General features: G+C 68.7%; 13 protein-coding genes. All 13 read left to right on the forward strand.

Annotation, left to right across the window (positions count from 1 at the left end; all coding sequences use genetic code 11):
- Window positions 1-47: 47 nt before the first annotated feature.
- Window positions 48-1,112, forward strand: coding sequence for a branched-chain amino acid ABC transporter permease (locus ACO07H_RS05635; protein ID WP_422012012.1), 1,065 nt, complete (start codon window positions 48-50; stop codon window positions 1,110-1,112).
- A gap of 35 nt (window positions 1,113-1,147) precedes the next feature.
- Window positions 1,148-2,473 (forward strand): ABC transporter substrate-binding protein, encoded by a 1,326-nt coding sequence (locus ACO07H_RS05640; protein WP_422012014.1) that lies wholly within the window; start codon window positions 1,148-1,150, stop codon window positions 2,471-2,473.
- 623 nt (window positions 2,474-3,096) lie between these two features.
- Window positions 3,097-3,903 (forward strand): ABC transporter ATP-binding protein, encoded by an 807-nt coding sequence (locus ACO07H_RS05645; RefSeq protein WP_422012016.1) that lies wholly within the window; start codon window positions 3,097-3,099, stop codon window positions 3,901-3,903.
- A gap of 11 nt (window positions 3,904-3,914) precedes the next feature.
- Complete coding sequence (locus tag ACO07H_RS05650; protein ID WP_422012018.1) at window positions 3,915-4,214, forward strand: hypothetical protein; 300 nt, start codon at window positions 3,915-3,917, stop codon at window positions 4,212-4,214.
- 70 nt (window positions 4,215-4,284) lie between these two features.
- Window positions 4,285-5,517 (forward strand): phenylacetate--CoA ligase family protein, encoded by a 1,233-nt coding sequence (locus tag ACO07H_RS05655; protein WP_422012020.1) that lies wholly within the window; start codon window positions 4,285-4,287, stop codon window positions 5,515-5,517.
- A 19-nt stretch (window positions 5,518-5,536) separates the two neighbouring features.
- On the forward strand, window positions 5,537-6,514 hold the full coding sequence (locus tag ACO07H_RS05660) for a tripartite tricarboxylate transporter substrate binding protein BugD (protein WP_422012022.1): 978 nt from the start codon (window positions 5,537-5,539) through the stop codon (window positions 6,512-6,514).
- Between the two features lie 223 nt (window positions 6,515-6,737).
- Window positions 6,738-8,093 carry a GH1 family beta-glucosidase gene (locus tag ACO07H_RS05665; RefSeq protein ID WP_422012024.1) on the forward strand — a complete coding sequence of 452 codons (1,356 nt, stop codon included), beginning with the start codon at window positions 6,738-6,740 and terminating at the stop codon, window positions 8,091-8,093.
- A gap of 13 nt (window positions 8,094-8,106) precedes the next feature.
- Window positions 8,107-9,111, forward strand: coding sequence for a LacI family DNA-binding transcriptional regulator (locus tag ACO07H_RS05670; protein WP_422012026.1), 1,005 nt, complete (start codon window positions 8,107-8,109; stop codon window positions 9,109-9,111).
- A 40-nt stretch (window positions 9,112-9,151) separates the two neighbouring features.
- Window positions 9,152-12,094, forward strand: a complete 2,943-nt coding sequence (locus ACO07H_RS05675; RefSeq protein ID WP_422012028.1) for a TonB-dependent receptor — start codon at window positions 9,152-9,154, stop codon at window positions 12,092-12,094.
- Window positions 12,095-12,152: 58 nt separating this feature from the next.
- A complete protein-coding gene (locus ACO07H_RS05680; RefSeq protein ID WP_422012030.1) occupies window positions 12,153-13,577 on the forward strand; it encodes a glucoamylase family protein in 1,425 nt (474 codons plus the stop codon).
- Window positions 13,578-13,584: 7 nt separating this feature from the next.
- Complete coding sequence (locus ACO07H_RS05685; protein ID WP_422012032.1) at window positions 13,585-14,853, forward strand: sugar ABC transporter substrate-binding protein; 1,269 nt, start codon at window positions 13,585-13,587, stop codon at window positions 14,851-14,853.
- The gene (locus ACO07H_RS05690; protein ID WP_422012034.1) at window positions 14,850-15,758 is read left to right on the forward strand and encodes a carbohydrate ABC transporter permease; all 909 of its coding nucleotides are present in this window, start codon (window positions 14,850-14,852) and stop codon (window positions 15,756-15,758) included. The genes ACO07H_RS05685 and ACO07H_RS05690 overlap by 4 nt, the downstream gene beginning before the upstream one ends.
- Entirely contained in the window at window positions 15,755-16,561 is an 807-nt protein-coding gene (locus ACO07H_RS05695) for a carbohydrate ABC transporter permease (RefSeq protein ID WP_422012036.1), read from the forward strand. The genes ACO07H_RS05690 and ACO07H_RS05695 overlap by 4 nt, the downstream gene beginning before the upstream one ends.
- Window positions 16,562-16,615 lie beyond the last annotated feature (54 nt).

The raw sequence follows: 16,615 nt of genomic DNA on the forward strand, positions 1-16,615 counted from the left end.
GACCGCCCGAGCGAAGCGAGTAGCTCTGTCCTCAACTGACTAAGAACATGCTTTACAGAGAGAACGGCCAGTTCAAGACGACCTACCCGGCGGACAGCCAGATCCTGCCCATCCGGCAAGACCGCATCGCTTTTGCCGTGCTGATGGCCGTGGCCTTCATCGTCGTGCCCATGGTCTCCAGCGAGTACCTGCTGCGCGCCATCTTCATCCCCTTCCTGATCCTGTCGCTGGCGGCGCTCGGCTTGAATGTGCTCGTGGGTTACTGCGGCCAGATCTCGCTCGGCTCGGGCGCCTTCATGGCCGTCGGTGCCTATGCGGCCTACAACTGCCAGGCGCGCGTCGAAGGCATGCCGCTCATCGTTTCGCTGCTGGCCGGCGGCCTCGGCGCCACGGTGCTGGGCGTGGCATTCGGCCTGCCGTCGCTGCGGATCAAGGGCCTGTACCTCGCGGTGGCCACGCTGGCGGCGCAGTTCTTCGTCGACTGGGCCTGCCTGCGCCTGCCCTGGGTCACCAACGGCTCGTCCTCGGGCTCGGTCAGCATCTCGGGCTTGAGTCTCCTGGGCGTCAGTCTCGAGTCGCCTGCGGCGCGCTACCTGCTGTGCCTGGCCTTCGTGGTCGTGTTCGCGCTGGCGACCAAGAACCTGGTGCGCGGCCACATCGGCCGCTCATGGATGGCCATGCGCGACATGGACGTGGCGGCCGCCGTCATTGGCATCCGGCCCATGCAGGCCAAGCTCAGCGCGTTTGCCGTCAGCAGCTTCATCATCGGCGTGGCAGGCGCCCTGTGGGGTTTCGTGCACCTGGGCTCGTGGGAGCCGGCGGCCTTCGGCATCAACCGCTCGTTCGACCTGCTGTTCATGGTCATCATCGGCGGGCTGGGCTCCATCTCCGGCGCCTTCTTCGGCGCGGCCTTCATCGTCGTGCTGCCGCTGCTGCTGGACAAGCTGCCGTACTGGACCGGCCTGCCCATGGACACCGCCACGGCGGCGCATCTGGCGCTGATGATCTTCGGCGCGCTGATCGTGTTCTTCCTCATCAAGGAGCCGCACGGCCTGGCGCGGCTCTGGGCCACGGCGAAGGAGAAGTTGCGCCTCTGGCCGTTTCCTCACTGATCCCGCAAACCACAACGACGACAGGAGACAGACCCATGAAGACGCTCATCACCTGCGCGGCCCTGGCCGCCCTGCAACTCGCCACGCCCGCCGTGCAGGCCCAGGCGGCCAAGGAACAGTTCATCCCGCTGCTGGTCTACCGCACCGGCCCCTACTCGCCCAACGGCACGCCCTGGGCCAACGGCAAGCAGGACTACCTCAAGCTCATCAACGCGCGCGACGGCGGCATCAACGGCGTGAAGCTGACCTTCGAGGAATGCGAGACCGGCTACGCGACCGACAAGGGCGTGGAGTGCTACGAGCGGCTCAAGGGCAAGGGCCAGTTCGGCGCCGCGCTGTTCGACCCGCAGGCCACCGGCATCACCTTTGCGCTGACCGACAAGGTGCCGCACGACAAGATCCCGCTGGTCACGCTGGGCTATGGCCTGTCGGCATCGGCCGACGGCGGCGTGTTCGCGTGGAACTTCCCGCTGATGGGCAGCTACTGGACGGCGGCCGACATCCTCATCCAGCACCTGGGCAAGAAGGAGGGCGGGCTGGACAAGCTCAAGGGCAAGAAGATCGCGCTGGTCTACCACGACAGCCCGTTCGGCAAGGAGCCCATCCCGCTGCTGGACGAGCGCAGCAAGATGCACGGTTTCGACCTCGTCAAGATCCCCGTCACCGCGCCGGGCGTGGAGCAGAAGTCGGCCTGGCTGCAGGTGCGCCAGGCGCGGCCCGACTACGTGCTGCTGTGGGGCTGGGGCGTCATGAACTCCACCGCGCTGAAGGAGGCCCAGGCCACCGGCTATCCGCGCGAGAAGATGTACGGCGTGTGGTGGGCGGGCGCCGAGCCCGACACCAAGGACGTGGGCGAGGGCGCCAAGGGCTACAACGCGCTGAACCTGAACACCTCGGGGCAGAGCCCGAAGGTCATCCAGGACGTGCTGAAGTACGTGCACGAGAAGGGGCAGGGCGCGGGGCCGAAGGACGAAGTGGGCTCGGTGCTGTACACGCGCGGCCTCGTCATCTCGGCCCTCAGCGTGGAGGCCATCCGGCGAGCGCAGGAGCGCTTCGGCAAGGGCAAGGTCATGACCGGCGAGCAGGTGCGCTGGGGCCTGGAGAACCTGGCGCTGGACGACAAGAAGCTGGCGTCGCTGGGCCTGACGGGCGTGATCCGGCCGATCAGCACGAGCTGCACCGACCACCAGGGCTCGAGCTGGGCGCGCATCCACACGTGGGATGGTGCCAGGTGGAACCTGTCGTCGGACTGGTACCAGGCGGACGACCAGATCCTGAAGCCGATGATCAAGGCGGCGGCGGACAAGTACGCGGGCGAGAAGAAGCTGACGCGGCGCACGCCGGCTGAGTGTCAGAGCTGAGGTTGCGCTGTGACTCGCTGTTCTTGGTTGATGCCCATGCCCAGCCGGGAGTTCGCCCCGGCGGGCGACCTACTTTCTGTGCGACCAGAAAGTAGGCAAAGAGTCGCCCCTGCAAAACCGCCCCTGCGGGGTGCCTTGCGATGCTCGAAGCCCAGGGCCGCGCCGAACTCGCGTCGCTACGCTCTGCTCAGACAGGCGGCGGGAAGTCAGTCCTTGAAGCGAGCTGCGCTCGCGCCCTGGGCTTCTGCGCTTCTCAGCGGTTTTGAAGGGGAGTCTTGGAACAGCCGCAGCAGCCAACAGCCAACAGCCAAACCCGACAGCCGTGCGTCACGAGGTATTCCTCTGGCCCCCTTGAGCACCGCCGAGCAGCGCAAGGCCTTGAGGGCGCGTGCGCAGCACGCTTCGACATCTGACTCCGCGCAACTGTTTGAGCAGAGCGTAGCGGCGCGAGTTTTGCGCGGGCCCTCAAGGCCTGAGCAGCACAGGGCACCCCGAAGCGAAGCGCAGGGGCGGCGCGGTCGGGGGGAGCTCTTCGCCTGCTTTCTGGCGGGACAGAAAGTAGGTCGCCCGCCGGGACGAAATCCCGGCACGGGCCTTGCCACAGCACCCAAGGAGCGCCAGACATGAGTGCCCCGCTCCTGAACGTCAACGGCATCGAAGTCATCTACAACCACGTCATCCTCGTCCTCAAGGGCGTCTCGCTCCAAGTCCAGGAAGGCCGCATCGTCGCCCTGCTCGGCGGCAACGGCGCCGGCAAGACGACCACGCTGCGTGCCGTGTCCAACCTGCTCGAAGGCGAGCGTGGCGAAGTGACCAAGGGCAGCATCGAGCTGCGCGGCGAGCGCATCGAGCGGCTGTCCACCTCGGCCATGGTCGAGCGGGGCGTCGTGCAGGTCATGGAGGGCCGCCACTGCTTCGCGCACCTCACCATCGAGGAGAACCTGATGACCGGCGCCTACACCCGCAAGGACGGCCGCGCGGCCGTGGCGGCCACGTTGGAGAAGGTCTATGCCTACTTCCCGCGCCTGAAGACGCGGCGCGGCAGCCAGGCGGCGTACACGTCGGGTGGCGAGCAGCAGATGTGCGCCATCGGCCGCGCGCTGATGGCCGACCCGAAGATGGTGCTGCTGGACGAGCCGTCCATGGGCCTGGCGCCGCAGATCGTGGAAGAGGTGTTCGAGATCGTGCGCGACCTCAACACCCGGGAGCGCACGACCTTCCTGCTCGCCGAGCAGAACACCCACATGGCGCTGCGCTATGCCGACTACGGCTACATCCTGGAGAACGGGCGCGTCGTCATGGACGGCGCCGCGGCCGCGCTGCGCGAGAACGAGGACGTCAAGGAGTTCTACCTGGGCGTGGGCGGCGAAGGGCGGCGCAGTTTCAAGGACGTGAAGAGCTACAAGCGCCGCAAGCGCTGGCTGGCCTGAGGGCATCGAGCATGAGTGACGAATCCTGGGACATCGCGCCGCCGCCGTTCAATGCGGCGTCGACGCTGCTGGCGCTGAAGCGCTTCATCCGCGACCAGCACGCGCTGACCGAGCGCAACGACGGCTGGCTGCTCAACGGCAATGTCGTCCTGACGCTCACCGTGGACGGCGATGCCGTCGCGGTGCAAATGGCCAGGCGGCCCGCGCGCTCGCCGGAGTGGGACCGCTTCACGCTGCGCTCCGCGCCCGAGTCGCGCAAGCTGCAGGACGAGCTCAAGCGCCGCCTGCTGCGCTGGAGGGCCGACGAGTGAGCCCTGCACGGCCGCCCACAGGGGCTAGGCGCCCGCCTGGCGGGACAGCGCGCAACGCGAAGGGTGCCCGATGACCGAATTCTTCGACGCGCTGGAGACCCGCGATCCGGCCGAACGCGAGGCGGCGCAGATGGCCGCGCTGGCGGCGCAGGTCGCGCATGCGCAGGGCAGCAGCCTCGCCTATGCCGAACTGCTGGCCGGCATCGCGGCGCCGGCCATCACCTCGCGCGCCGCGCTGGCCGCATTGCCGCTGACGCGCAAGAGCAGCCTGGCCGCCGCGCAAGCCGCGCGCCGCGCCTTGCGCGTGGGCGGCTTCGCGGCCGGCGTGCCGCGGCGGCTGTTCCAGTCGCCCGGCCCGCTGTACGAGCCCGAGCCGGATGCCGACGGCGCCGACCCCTGGCGCATGGCGCGGGCGCTGCATGCCGCCGGCATCCGCGCAGGCCAGCTCGCGCACGTCAGCTTCAGCTATCACCTGACGCCGGCCGGCGCCATGATGGAGGCCGGCCTGCGGGCGCTGGGCGCGCTGAGCTTTCCCGGTGGCGTGGGCAACACCGAGCTGCAGCTGCAGGCGGTGCTGGACCTGCGGCCCGAGGCCTATGCGGGCACGCCGGGCTTCCTGCGCATCCTGCTCGACAAGGCCGCGCAGGGCGGGCATGCGCTGCCGCACCTGCAGCGCGCGCTGGTCAGCGGCGAGGCCTGCCCGCCGGCACTGGTGGCCTGGTTCGCCGAGCGCGGCGTCCGCGCGACCCAGTGCTATGCGACGGCCGACCTGGGCCTGATCGCCTACGAGACGCCGGCGCGCGACGGCCTGGTGGTGGACGAAGGCGTCATCGTCGAGATCGTGCGCCCCGGCTCGGGCGACCCGCTGCCGCACGGCGAGGTGGGCGAGGTCGTCGTGACGACGCTCAGCCCCGGCTACCCGCTGATCCGCTTCGCGACGGGCGACCTGTCCGCCGTGCTGCCCGGGCGCAGCGCCTGCGGGCGCACCAACCAGCGCCTGCGCGGCTGGCTGGGCCGGGCCGACCAGTCCGCCAAGGTGCGCGGCATGTTCGTGCATGCGGGCCAGGTGGCGGACCTCGTCAAACGCCACCCGGAAGTCCTCAAGGCCCGCCTGGTCGTCAGCGGCGCGCTGGCGCAGGACGATCTCGTGTTGCAGGTCGAGATTACGCAGACCTTGCAACACCCCTTCGTGGAAAGCCTGATGCAGACCGCGCGCGACCTGACCAAACTCCGTGTCGAGGTGGAAGTCCTGCCGCCCGGCAGCCTGCCCAACGACGGCAAGCTCATCGAAGACCGTCGCTAACTCTGTTGGAGACATCCCGATGCGCCGTTCCCTGCTGCTGGCCGCCGGCCTGCTGGCCTGCCTGCCCGCGTTCCCCGTCCTGGCCGACTACCCCGACAAGCCCATCACGCTGGTCGTGCCGTTCGCGGCCGGCGGCCCCACCGACAAGGTCGCGCGTGACCTCGCCGAGGCGCTGCGCAAGCCGCTGGGCGGCACCGTCATCATCGACAACGTGGCCGGTGCCGGCGGCACGATGGGGGCCAACAAGGTCGCCAAGGCGGCGCCCGATGGCTACACACTGCTGCTGCACCACATCGGCATCGCCAGCGCGCCGTCGCTGTACCGCACGCTGCCCTACAAGACGCTGGACGACTTCGAGTACCTGGGCATGGTCAACGAGGTGCCGATGACGGTCATCGGCCGCGCCAACCTGCCGGCGAACAACTTCGCCGAACTGTCCAAGTGGCTGGAGGCCAACAAGGACAAGGTCAACCTCGCGCATGCCGGCGTCGGCTCGGCGTCGCACCTGTGCGGCCTGCTGTTCCAGTCGGCGCTGAAGCTCAACATGACCACCGTGCCCTACAAGGGCACCGCGCCGGCCATGAACGACCTGCTCGGCGGCCAGGTGGACGTGATGTGCGACCAGACGACCAACACGACGGGCCAGATCGAGAGCGGCAAGGTCAAGGCCTACGCGGTGACGACGCCCAGGCGCCTGCCCAACGGCCCGCTGGCCAAGCTGCCCACGGCCGACGAGTCGGGCCTGAAGGGCTTCAACGTGTCCGTGTGGCACGGCGTGTATGCCCCCAAGGGCACGCCCAAGGCGGTGGTGGACAAGGTCAACGCCGCGCTGCGCGTGGCGCTGAACGATGCCGACTTCCACAAGCGCCAGGAGGCGCTGGGCGCGGTCATCATCACCGACGCCCGCACGACGCCCGCCGAGCACAAGAAGTTCGTCGAGGCCGAGATCAACAAGCTCGGGCCCGTCATCAAGGCGGCGGGGCAGTACGCCGACTGAGTCGCGCGAGACTTCGCGATGCGGGCCTGCCACCGTGGTGGCAGGCCCGCTTTGCTTCAGCCCCGCGCCCTGCAGTGGATGCGCCGTGGCTTTCTCGCAGCGCCGCTGCGCACCCGGGGTAAATCCTTGATTGACGTGTCCGTCGGACTTCGGGAAGAATGCATGTAAACGTTTACATGACTTGAGCAACAGACCGGCGCGCGCAAGTGCAGCCGGCACACGGATGAGACAACCGTTCCCGCCCGGATTCCTCTGGGGCTGCGCCACGTCGGCGTATCAGATCGAAGGCTCGCCCCTGGCCGATGGCGCCGGCGTGAGCAACTGGCACCGCTTCGTGCGCACGCCCGGCCGCGTGGCCGGCGGCGACACCGGCGACGTCGCCTGCGACCACTACCGCCGCATGAAGGACGATGTCGCGCTGATGCGCGAGCTGGGCCTCACGTCCTACCGCTTCAGCATCTCCTGGGGCCGGGTCCTGCCCGAAGGGCGCGGCCGGGTCAACGCGCCCGGGCTGGGCTTCTACGAGCGCCTCGTGGACGAACTGCTGGCCAACGGCATCCAGCCCATGGCCACGCTGCATCACTGGGACCTGCCGGCGGCGCTGGACGACCGCGGCGGCTGGCTCAACCCCGACATGCCGGACTGGTTCGCCGATTACGCGCAGGTCTGCTTCAAGGCGCTGGACGACCGCGTGAAGCTGTGGGTCACGCTCAACGAGCCCTGGGTCATCGCCGACCAGGGCTACATGCACGGCGCGCTGGCGCCGGGCCACAGGAGCGCCTACGAGGCCGCCATCGTGTCCCACCGGCTGATGCAGGCGCATGCCAAGGGCGTGCAGGCCTACCGGGCTGTCACCCGACATGCCGGCAGGCACCAGATCGGCCTGGTCGTCAACATCGAGCCCAAGCACCTGGCCGCAGACGCGACCGACGCCGATCGCCATGCCGCCGAGCTGGCCGATGCGTACATGAACCGCCAGTACCTCGACCCGGCCCTGCTCGGCACCTACCCCGAGGAGCTGCGCGAGGTGTTCGGCGAAGCCTGGCCCGACTGGCCGGCCGCCGAGGTCGAGGCGCTCAAGGTGCCCGTCGACTTCCTGGGCCTGAACTACTACACCCGCGCCGTGGTCCGCCACGACCCCAAGGCCTGGCCGCTCCCCGTCGCGCCGCAGCGCCAGCCGGGCGGCATCTACACGGAGACCGGCTGGGAGCTGCACCCGCAGAGCCTGGCGGACACGCTGGTCTGGATGCATGAGCGCTACGGCGGCCTGCCGCTGTACGTGACCGAGAACGGCGCGGCCTTCTACGACCCGCCCGCGGCCATTGACGGCCGCGTCGACGACCCGCTGCGCGTGCACTACCTGCGCACCCACATCGCCGCCGTGCAGGACGCGATGGCCCGCGGTGCCGACATGCGCGGCTACTTCGCCTGGTCGCTGTTCGACAACCTGGAGTGGGCGCTGGGCTTCGCCAAGCGCTTCGGCCTCGTGCACGTGAACTTCCAGACGCTGGAGCGCACGCCCAAGGCCAGCGCGCGCTTCTACGCCGACGTGATCGCCGCGCATGGCGCCAACCTCTAGCCGCGAGCCCCGCATGAACGGCTCGCCCGCCACGATCAAGGACGTCGCCCGCGAGGCCGGCGTCTCGGTCGCCACCGTCTCCCGCGCGCTGAACGGCGCCGAGAACGTGCTGCCCGACACGCGCCAGCGCATCGTCGACATCGCCCGGGAGCTGCGCTACTCACCGTCCGGCGCCGCGCGCAGCCTCATCACGCGCAAGACCGACACCGTCGGCGCGCTGCTGCCCGACCTGCACGGCGAGTTCTTCTCCGAACTCATCCGCGGCATCGACCAGGCCGCCCGTGCGCGCGGCCTGCACCTGCTGCTGTCCAGCTCGCACGACGACGCCCACGAAGCCGCCGCCGCGCTGCGGGCGATGAACGGCCGTGTGGACGGCCTCATCGTCATGTCGCCGCATGCCGACGACGATTTCCTGTCGCAGAACCTGCCGCCCACGCTGCCCGCCGTACTGCTGAATTCCGGCGTGCGTGCGCCTACGCAGCCGGTGTTCGCCGTCGACAACTTCGGCGGCGCGCGCGCGATGACCGAGCACCTGGTGGCCAGCGGCCGCCGGCGCATCGCCTTCCTCGGCGGGCCGGCCGCCAACTTCGAGGCGCGCGAGCGCGAGCGCGGCTACCGCGCCGGCCTGCCTGCCAGCGCCCAGCCCTGGCTGCTGGCCGGCGACTTCTCCGAGGACGCCGGCCTGCGCGCCGCGGCCACCGTGCTGGCCTTGCCGGCGGGCGAGCGCCCCGACGCCGTCTTCGCCGCCAACGACATGATGGCCATCGGCCTGCTGGGCGCGCTGCAGTCCGCCGGCCTGCGCCTGCCGGGCGACATCGCGCTCGCCGGCTTCGACGACATCCCCATCGCCCGCTACGTCAGCCCCGCGTTGACCACCATGCGCGTGCCCATCGCGGCCATGGGCGGCCAGGCGCTGGACGCGCTGGCCAGCGTGCTGGAGCGCGAGCCGCTGGCCGCGCGCACCACCGTCATGCCCGTGCAGCTCGTCGTGCGCCGCTCGTGCGGGGCCAAGACCTGAATCCCGTTCCGATCCCATACAACACCAGGAGACAAGAGCCATGAACGTGAAGAGCCTCCGCAGCCAGCCCCGGCTGCTCACCCGCCACCTTTGCGCCGCCGGGCTCATCGGTGGCCTGCTGCTGGCCGCGCTGCCCGCGCACGCGCAGACGTCCAACGCCACCGTGCGCGGCACGATCACTGCCGCTGGCGCGACGGCGCCAGCCGGTACGGATGTCGTCGCCATCAACAAGGCCAACGGCAACTCCTACCGCACCAAGACGCTGGCGGACGGCAGCTATGTGCTGCCCGGCTTGAACCCGGGCACCTATGAGGTTCGCGTCGCCGGCGCCCCTACGGGCAGCATCGTCACGTTGTCGGTCGGCCAGAACGCCACGCTGGACCTGAGCAGCGCCAACAGCCAGCTCGGCACCGTCGTCATCCAGGGCAATTCGCAGCGCCAGGGCGTCATTGACTCCCAGGTCGGCACGACGGTCTCCAACAAGATGATCGAGGCCATCCCGCAGGCGACGCGCAACTTCCTGTCGGCGGCGGACTTCGCACCGGGCGTGCGCTTCGACACCGATTCAAGCGGCAATACGCGGCTGCGCGGCGGCTCGCAGAATAGCGACAGCGTCAACGTCTTCATCGACGGCGTCGGCCGCAAGAACAACATCCTGCGCGGCGGTATCGTCGGCCAAGACACCAGCCAGGGCAATCCGTTCCCGCAGACGGCCATCGCCGAGTACCGGGTGCTGACGCAGAACTACAAGGCCGAGTACGACCAGGTGTCCAGTGTGGCCATCTCCGCAGTCACCAAGTCCGGCGGCAATGAAACGCATGGAAACGTTTACGTGAACCGCACGGGCAGCAGCTGGACCTCGCTGAGCCCTGTGCAGAAAGAGGATGAGGCCCGCGGCGTGCCTTCGCCGTCATACACGCAGGTGGAAGCTGGCTTCAGCCTGGGTGGCGCTATCACGCCGGACAAGCTGCACTACTTCGTCGCCTATGACGGCAAGTCCATCGACAAGCCGTCGCAACAGACGGCGGACAACACCGACAAGTACCCAGGCAATCCCGGCATCCTGCCCAACCTGCTGGGCCAGCAGGGCAACTTCAAGCGCCAGTTCAAGGAACACCTGCTGTTCGCCAAGCTGTCCGCCGAGATCGACGACAGCCAGCGCCTGGACTTGTCGGTGACGCTGCGCAAGGAAACCAGCTACTCGGTCGATGGCAATCGCTCCGCCGCGACCACCGCCATCAACAACAACAACAACGAATACCGCGTCGACTTGAAGCACGAGTTCTCTCGCGACGCCTGGTTCAACGAGGCACGCGTCGGCGCGGAGCGTTCGCAGTGGAATCCGCAGTCGGATGCGACTGATCCGCTGGTTCGCTACAAGTATTCGCCGACGAACAGCCTGAACAACGTGCAGGACGTCTTCTTCACCGGCGGATCGCCCAATGCGCAGGACCGGCGCCAGAGCGGCTTCTACCTGAAGGACGACCTCAGCTTCACCGGGCTGGCCGGCCATGTGTTCAAGGGGGGCCTGCAGATGAAGGCCATGAAGTACGACCTGAGCGGCACGGCCAACCGCGTGGCGACGATCGACACCGTGCTCAACACGACGACGGGTCAGCCCTATTTCAGTGGCCTCACCTGCACCGGCACGAACGTCAGCAGCGACGGCCTGTCCAGCGACCAGTGCCGCATCTCGCCGGCGATTCCCTCGACCGCTGTCAACCTCAAGAACAACCAGTACGGCCTGTACGTTCAGGACGACTGGAAGCTGACGAAGCAACTGGAGCTCAACCTCGGTGTCCGCTGGGACTACGAGGACAACATGCTCAACAACGATTACGTGACGCCAGCTGACCGGGTCGCCGCGCTGAAGGGCGTGGATGGTCGCACTGTCGGCGGCATCACCGCGCCGGCCGGCCAGACCTATGCGCAGTCGCTGGCCAAGGGCGGCATCAACATCGACGAGTACATCTCCAACGGCAGCTCGCGCAAGGCCTACAAGGGTGCGCTGGCGCCGCGCCTGGGGGCGTCCTACGACGTGCTGGGCGACAAGGCCACGGTCATCTACGGTGGCTGGGGCCGCAGCTACGACCGCAAGATGGCCAACAACGCCCTCGACGAGCAGCAGAAGAACGCCCAGGCGGGCGGTGAGATCTGGCTGATCAAGAACAAGTTCAAGATGCCGTTCGCCGACCAGTTCAGCATCGGTGTTCGCCAGGCGATCGGCTCTTGGAATGCAGACGTGGCGGTGTCAAACATCCACGCGAAGAACCAGTTCATCTGGTTCGGCGGCAACCGCGATCCCAATGGCGGCTTCGGCACGCAAAGCTCCATCGACCCGCTGTGGGGTGGCCCGAACGGCTACGGCACGGTGGTCCTGGGCGACTTCGTCGGCGAGACCAAGTCTCGCAGCCTCTACCTGTCGCTGGACAAGCCCTACACGCAGGCCAGTGGCTGGAGCATGACGGTGGCCTACACCTACACCGATGCCAAGACCAGGGACCGCGACTGGAGCGATGGCGACGTGTTCGACTGGACCTATGGCAAGTCCACTCACGGCTGGAACCCGAACAAGGACACCGAGAAGCAGCGCCTCGTCGTCGGCGGCCTGATTGACAGCCTGCCTTGGGGGATGCAGTTGTCCGGCAAGCTGACCTACGGCAGCGGCCAGCCGCGCCAGATCACCGACTGCCACCTCGGCTGGGACAAGTGCGCCTATGTCGAGAAGACGGGCGATGCGTTCAAGCAGGTCGACCTGGGGCTGGGCAAGAGCTTCCGCGTCTACGGCGGTGATCTGCAGGTGCGCCTGGACGTGCTGAATCTCTTCAATTCAGCCAACTGGGGCTTCTACAACGACTGGGGCGGCGGTCCCACGTCGACGCCCTCCAACTACCTGGGCGGCGACAACCCCGATCTGGGCAAGCGCACCGGCGTGCGCGGCTCGATGCGGCAGTTCAAGCTCGGGCTGAACTACGCTTTCTGACCCTCGCGGTTCGGGAGCCGGCCTGCGCCGGCTCCCACAATCACTCCCCATCATGGACATGCTGACCCGACGCGCCCTGCTCGCGCATGGCGCCGGCCTCGCGCTGGCTGCCAACCTGCCCAGCTGGGCCGACGCAACCACCGCAACGCCCACCGCTGCCGACGCCTTCCTCGCGGACCTCGAACGCCGCACCTTCGACTTCTTCTGGAACACGACCGACGCCCGCACGGGCCTGGCGCCGGACCGCTGGCCCACGCCGTCCTTCGCCAGCATCGCGGCGGTGGGCTTCGCGCTCAGCGCCTACCCCGTGGGCGTGGCGCGCGGCTACATCACTCGCGAGCAGGCCCGCGAGCGCACGCTGACGACGCTGCGCTTCTTCGCCGGCCTGCCGCAGGGCCCGGGAAAACGCGGCGTGGCCGGCCACAAGGGCTTCTTCTATCACTTCCTCGACATGAAGGAGGGCCTGCGCTTCGGTCGCTGCGAGCTCTCCACGGTCGACACCGCGCTGCTGCTGATGGGCGCGCTGCATGCGCAGAGCTACTTCGACCAGCCGCATGCCGACGAAGCCCGCATCCGCGCGCTGGTCGACGAGCTCTACGGCCGCGTCGACTGGGCCTGGGCGCAGGTGCGCCCGCCGTCCATCGGCCACGGCTGGACGCCGGAAAAGGGCCACATCCCCAACGACTGGAAGGGCTACAACGAGGCCATGATGGTCTACCTGCTGGCGCTGGGCTCGCCCACGCGGCCGGTCAGGCCCGAGGCCTACGACGCCTGGCTCAGCACCTACGACCAGCACAGCTGGGGCGAGAGCTACGGCCAGACCTTCCTGCGCTTCCCGCCGCTGTTCGGCCACCAGTTCACGCACTGCTGGGTGGACTTCCGCGGCATCCGCGACCGCTACATGCGGGACAAGGGCCTGGACTACTTCGAGAACTCGCGCCGCGCCACCTACGCGCAGCAGGCCTACGCGAAGGACAACCCGCTGGGCTGGCAGGGCTACAGCGCCGAGGTCTGGGGCATCAGCGCCAGCGACGGCCCGGCCGACATCAAGCTGCCCTACACGACGACGGCCGGCACCACCGAGAAGCGCCGCTTCATCAGCTACGCCGGCCGCGGCATGGGCCTGTACGACGACGGCACGCTGGCGCCCTACGCGGCCGGCGCCTCCATCGCCTTCGCGCCCGAGATCGTCGTCCCGGCGCTCGCCGCCATCAAGGCACGCTACCCGCACACCTGGGGCCGCTACGGCTTCTTCGACGCGTTCAACCCCAGCTTCACCAACGTCGACGTGCGGCTCACGCACGGCCGCATGGAGCCCGGCCACGGCTGGGTGGACGTGGACATGCTGGGCATCGACCAGGGCCCCATGCTCGCCATGCTGGGCAACCACCGCGGCGAGCTGGTCTGGCAGGCGATGCGCAAGAACGCGCACCTCATCAAGGGCCTCAAGCGCGCGGGCTTCACGGGCGGCTGGCTCGGCTGATCGCCTGATGCGCCGACGACGTTTGCTCACCGCCGCGGCAGTCGCACCCTTGTTGGGCTGCGCTCGTGACAGCGGCACCACGCTGCGCTTCTGGGCCATGGGCCGCGAGAGCGAGGTCGTGGCCGAGCTGATGCCCGGCTTCGAGCGCGAACACCCCGGCGTACGCGTGAAGGTGGAGCAACTGCCCTGGACGGCCGCGCACGAGAAGCTGCTGACGGCGTTTGCCGGCGACGCCACGCCCGACCTCGCGCAGGTCGGCAACACCTGGCTGCCCGAGATGCAGGCGCTGGGTGCGCTGGAGCCGCTGGCGCCCTGGCTGGCGCGCACACCGGCGCTGCAGGCCGGCGACTATTTCGACGGCATCTGGGCCACCAACACGGCCGGCGGCGAGCGCGTGGGGCTGCCGTGGTACGTGGACACGCGGCTGATGTTCGTGCGGCAGGACCTGCTGGCGCGCGCCGGCATCCCGCACATGCCGCAGGACTGGACCGAGTGGGCCGCTGCGCTCGCGACGCTGCGCCGGCGCGGCATGGCGACGCCGCTGTTGCTGCCCACCAACGAGTTCGAGCCGCTGCTGGCGCTGGCGCTGCAGCAGCCGGGCGAGGTGCTGCGCGACGGCGGGCGTTTCGGCAACTTCGCGTCCGACGACTTCCGCCGCGCACTCGGCTTCTACGCCGAGCGCTTCCGCCGGGGCGAGGCGCCGGGCCTCACCAACAACCAGGTCGCCAACCTCTGGCAGGAGTTCGGGCGCGGCACGTTCGCGTTCTACATCTCGGGACCGTGGAACATCGGCGAGTTCAAACGCCGCCTGCCGCCGGAGCTGGCCGGTGCGTGGACGACAGCCGAGCTGCCGGGGCCGACCGGCCTGGGGGCCTCCATCGCCGGCGGTGCCAGCCTGGCGATGTTCAAGCGTTCGCGCCACAAGCCCGAGGCCTGGGCGCTGATCAGCTACCTGAGCCGCCCCGACGTGCAGCTCGACTTCTACCGCCTGACCGGCGACCTGCCGTCGCGGCGCAGCACGTGGGCCATGCCGCTGGCCGGTGGCGGCACGCTGGCCGAGGACCGCCACGCGGCGGCCTTCCGGCGGCAACTGGAGCGGGTGCGCCCCACGCCCGCCGTGCCCGAGTGGGAACGCATCGCGCAGGAAATGCAGCTGTCCGCAGCGCGCGTTGTCGGTGGGCGCCAGAGCATCGACGTGGCGGTGCGCGACCTGGACGCCCGCGTCAACGGCATCCTCGAAAAACGCCGCTGGATGCTCGACAAGGCCCAGGCATGACCCCGCGCACCGCCACCGGCCGCCGCGAGTCCCTCGCCGCCTGGGCCTTCGCCGCCCCGGCGCTCGTCGTCATCGCGCTGTTCTTCGGCGTGCCGGTGTTCGCCGGCCTGGCGCTGAGCCTGACGGATTTCGACATCTATGCGCTCGCCTCCCTGGGCAACCTGCGCTGGCAGGGCTGGGACAACTACGTCCACGTGCTGACGATGCCGCTGTTCTGGCAGGCGCTGGGCAACACGGCCTACTTCGTCGTGCTGGGCGTGCCGTTGTCCATCGTGCTGTCGCTGGCCGCGGCGGTGCTGCTGCAGAGCAAGCTGGTGCGCTTCAAGCCGCTGCTGCGCACGGCCTTGTTCGCACCGGTGGTGACCACACTGGTGGCCGTGGCCGTCATCTGGCGCTACCTGTTCCACGTCAAGTACGGCCTCGTGAACTACACGCTGCAGTCGGTTGGCCTCGATCCCATCGACTGGCTGGGCGACCCGCACTGGTCCATGCCCACCATCATCGGCTTCGCCGCGTGGAAGAACTTCGGCGGCAACATGATCATCTTCATCGCCGCGCTGCAGGCCGTGCCGCACGACCTGTACGAAGCCGCCAAGCTCGACGGCGCGAAGTCCTGGGCGCAGTTCCGCCACATCACGCTGCCGGGCATCGCGCCGACGCTGTTGATGGTCGCCATCCTGACCACGGCCGGCTATTTCCAGCTCTTCGCCGAGCCCTACGTGATGACGCAGGGCGGCCCGCTGCAGAGCACGGTCAGCGTGCTGTACCTGATGTACGACGAAGGCTTCAAGTGGTGGAACCTGGGCCTGGCCTCGGCCGTGGCCTTCGTGCTGTTCGTCGTCATCGTGATCGTCAGCAAAGGCCTGATCGCCTTGCAGCGGCGCTGGATGGGAGCGGACGCATGAAGCGCGTGATGGTCAATGCGCTGTTGTGGGCCTTTGCGGGCCTGGCGATCTTCCCGCTGGTGTGGATGGTGTGCGTGTCGCTGATGCCGGCCGGCAGCGCCTCGACCCTGCCGCCGCCGCTGCTGCCGCATGACCCGACCCTGGTGCACTACCGGCAACTGCTGGGCGACGGGGGCCTCAAGCGCGCGTTCGTCAACAGCCTGGGGCTGGCGGTGGTGAGCACGCTGATGTCGGTGAGCTTCAACACGCTGGCCGGCTACGCGTTCGCCAAGCTGCGCTTTCGCCACCGCGAACGCGTGTTCGGCCTGCTGATCGCGGCGCTGGTCATCCCGGGGCAGGTGGCGATGCTGCCGCTGTTCCTGATGCTCAAGGGCATGGGCCTGGTGAACACCTACATGGGCGTGCTGATTCCCGGCATGGCGGGCATCTTCGGCATCTTCCTCGTGCGCCAGTACGCACGCGGCGTACCGGACGAGTTGCTGGAGGCGGCGCGGCTGGACGGCGCGGGCGAGTGGCGCATCTTCTGGAACATCGTGCTGCCGACGTTGAAGCCGGTGCTGGTGACGCTGGCCGTGTTCGCGTTCCTGGGCAGCTGGAACGACTTCATGTGGCCGCTGATCGTGTTGACGGACGGCGAGATGCACACGTTGCCGGTGGCGCTGGCGGCGCTGTCGCGGGAGCATGTGCAGGACAGTGAACTGATGATGGCCGGGGCGGTCATCACGGTGTTGCCGGTGCTGGTGTTGTTTGTGGCGCTGCAGAGGTATTACATGCAGGGGTTGTTGATGGGGAGCGTGAAGTGACGGTTTGCGCTGCTCGATGTGTTGGCTTTGTGTCCAGGGCCGTGCGGGGATTTC

This window comes from Roseateles sp., from assembly GCF_965229315.1.
Taxonomy (GTDB): Bacteria; Pseudomonadota; Gammaproteobacteria; order Burkholderiales; family Burkholderiaceae_C; genus Pelomonas.

Coding starts and splice junctions, on each gene's coding strand:
- ACO07H_RS05635 (WP_422012012.1), top strand. CDS start 48: ATGCTTTACAGAGAGAACGGCCAGTTCAAGACGACCTACCCGGCGGAC.
- ACO07H_RS05640 (WP_422012014.1), top strand. CDS start 1,148: ATGAAGACGCTCATCACCTGCGCGGCCCTGGCCGCCCTGCAACTCGCC.
- ACO07H_RS05645 (WP_422012016.1), top strand. CDS start 3,097: ATGAGTGCCCCGCTCCTGAACGTCAACGGCATCGAAGTCATCTACAAC.
- ACO07H_RS05650 (WP_422012018.1), top strand. CDS start 3,915: ATGAGTGACGAATCCTGGGACATCGCGCCGCCGCCGTTCAATGCGGCG.
- ACO07H_RS05655 (WP_422012020.1), top strand. CDS start 4,285: ATGACCGAATTCTTCGACGCGCTGGAGACCCGCGATCCGGCCGAACGC.
- ACO07H_RS05660 (WP_422012022.1), top strand. CDS start 5,537: ATGCGCCGTTCCCTGCTGCTGGCCGCCGGCCTGCTGGCCTGCCTGCCC.
- ACO07H_RS05665 (WP_422012024.1), top strand. CDS start 6,738: ATGAGACAACCGTTCCCGCCCGGATTCCTCTGGGGCTGCGCCACGTCG.
- ACO07H_RS05670 (WP_422012026.1), top strand. CDS start 8,107: ATGAACGGCTCGCCCGCCACGATCAAGGACGTCGCCCGCGAGGCCGGC.
- ACO07H_RS05675 (WP_422012028.1), top strand. CDS start 9,152: ATGAACGTGAAGAGCCTCCGCAGCCAGCCCCGGCTGCTCACCCGCCAC.
- ACO07H_RS05680 (WP_422012030.1), top strand. CDS start 12,153: ATGCTGACCCGACGCGCCCTGCTCGCGCATGGCGCCGGCCTCGCGCTG.
- ACO07H_RS05685 (WP_422012032.1), top strand. CDS start 13,585: ATGCGCCGACGACGTTTGCTCACCGCCGCGGCAGTCGCACCCTTGTTG.
- ACO07H_RS05690 (WP_422012034.1), top strand. CDS start 14,850: ATGACCCCGCGCACCGCCACCGGCCGCCGCGAGTCCCTCGCCGCCTGG.
- ACO07H_RS05695 (WP_422012036.1), top strand. CDS start 15,755: ATGAAGCGCGTGATGGTCAATGCGCTGTTGTGGGCCTTTGCGGGCCTG.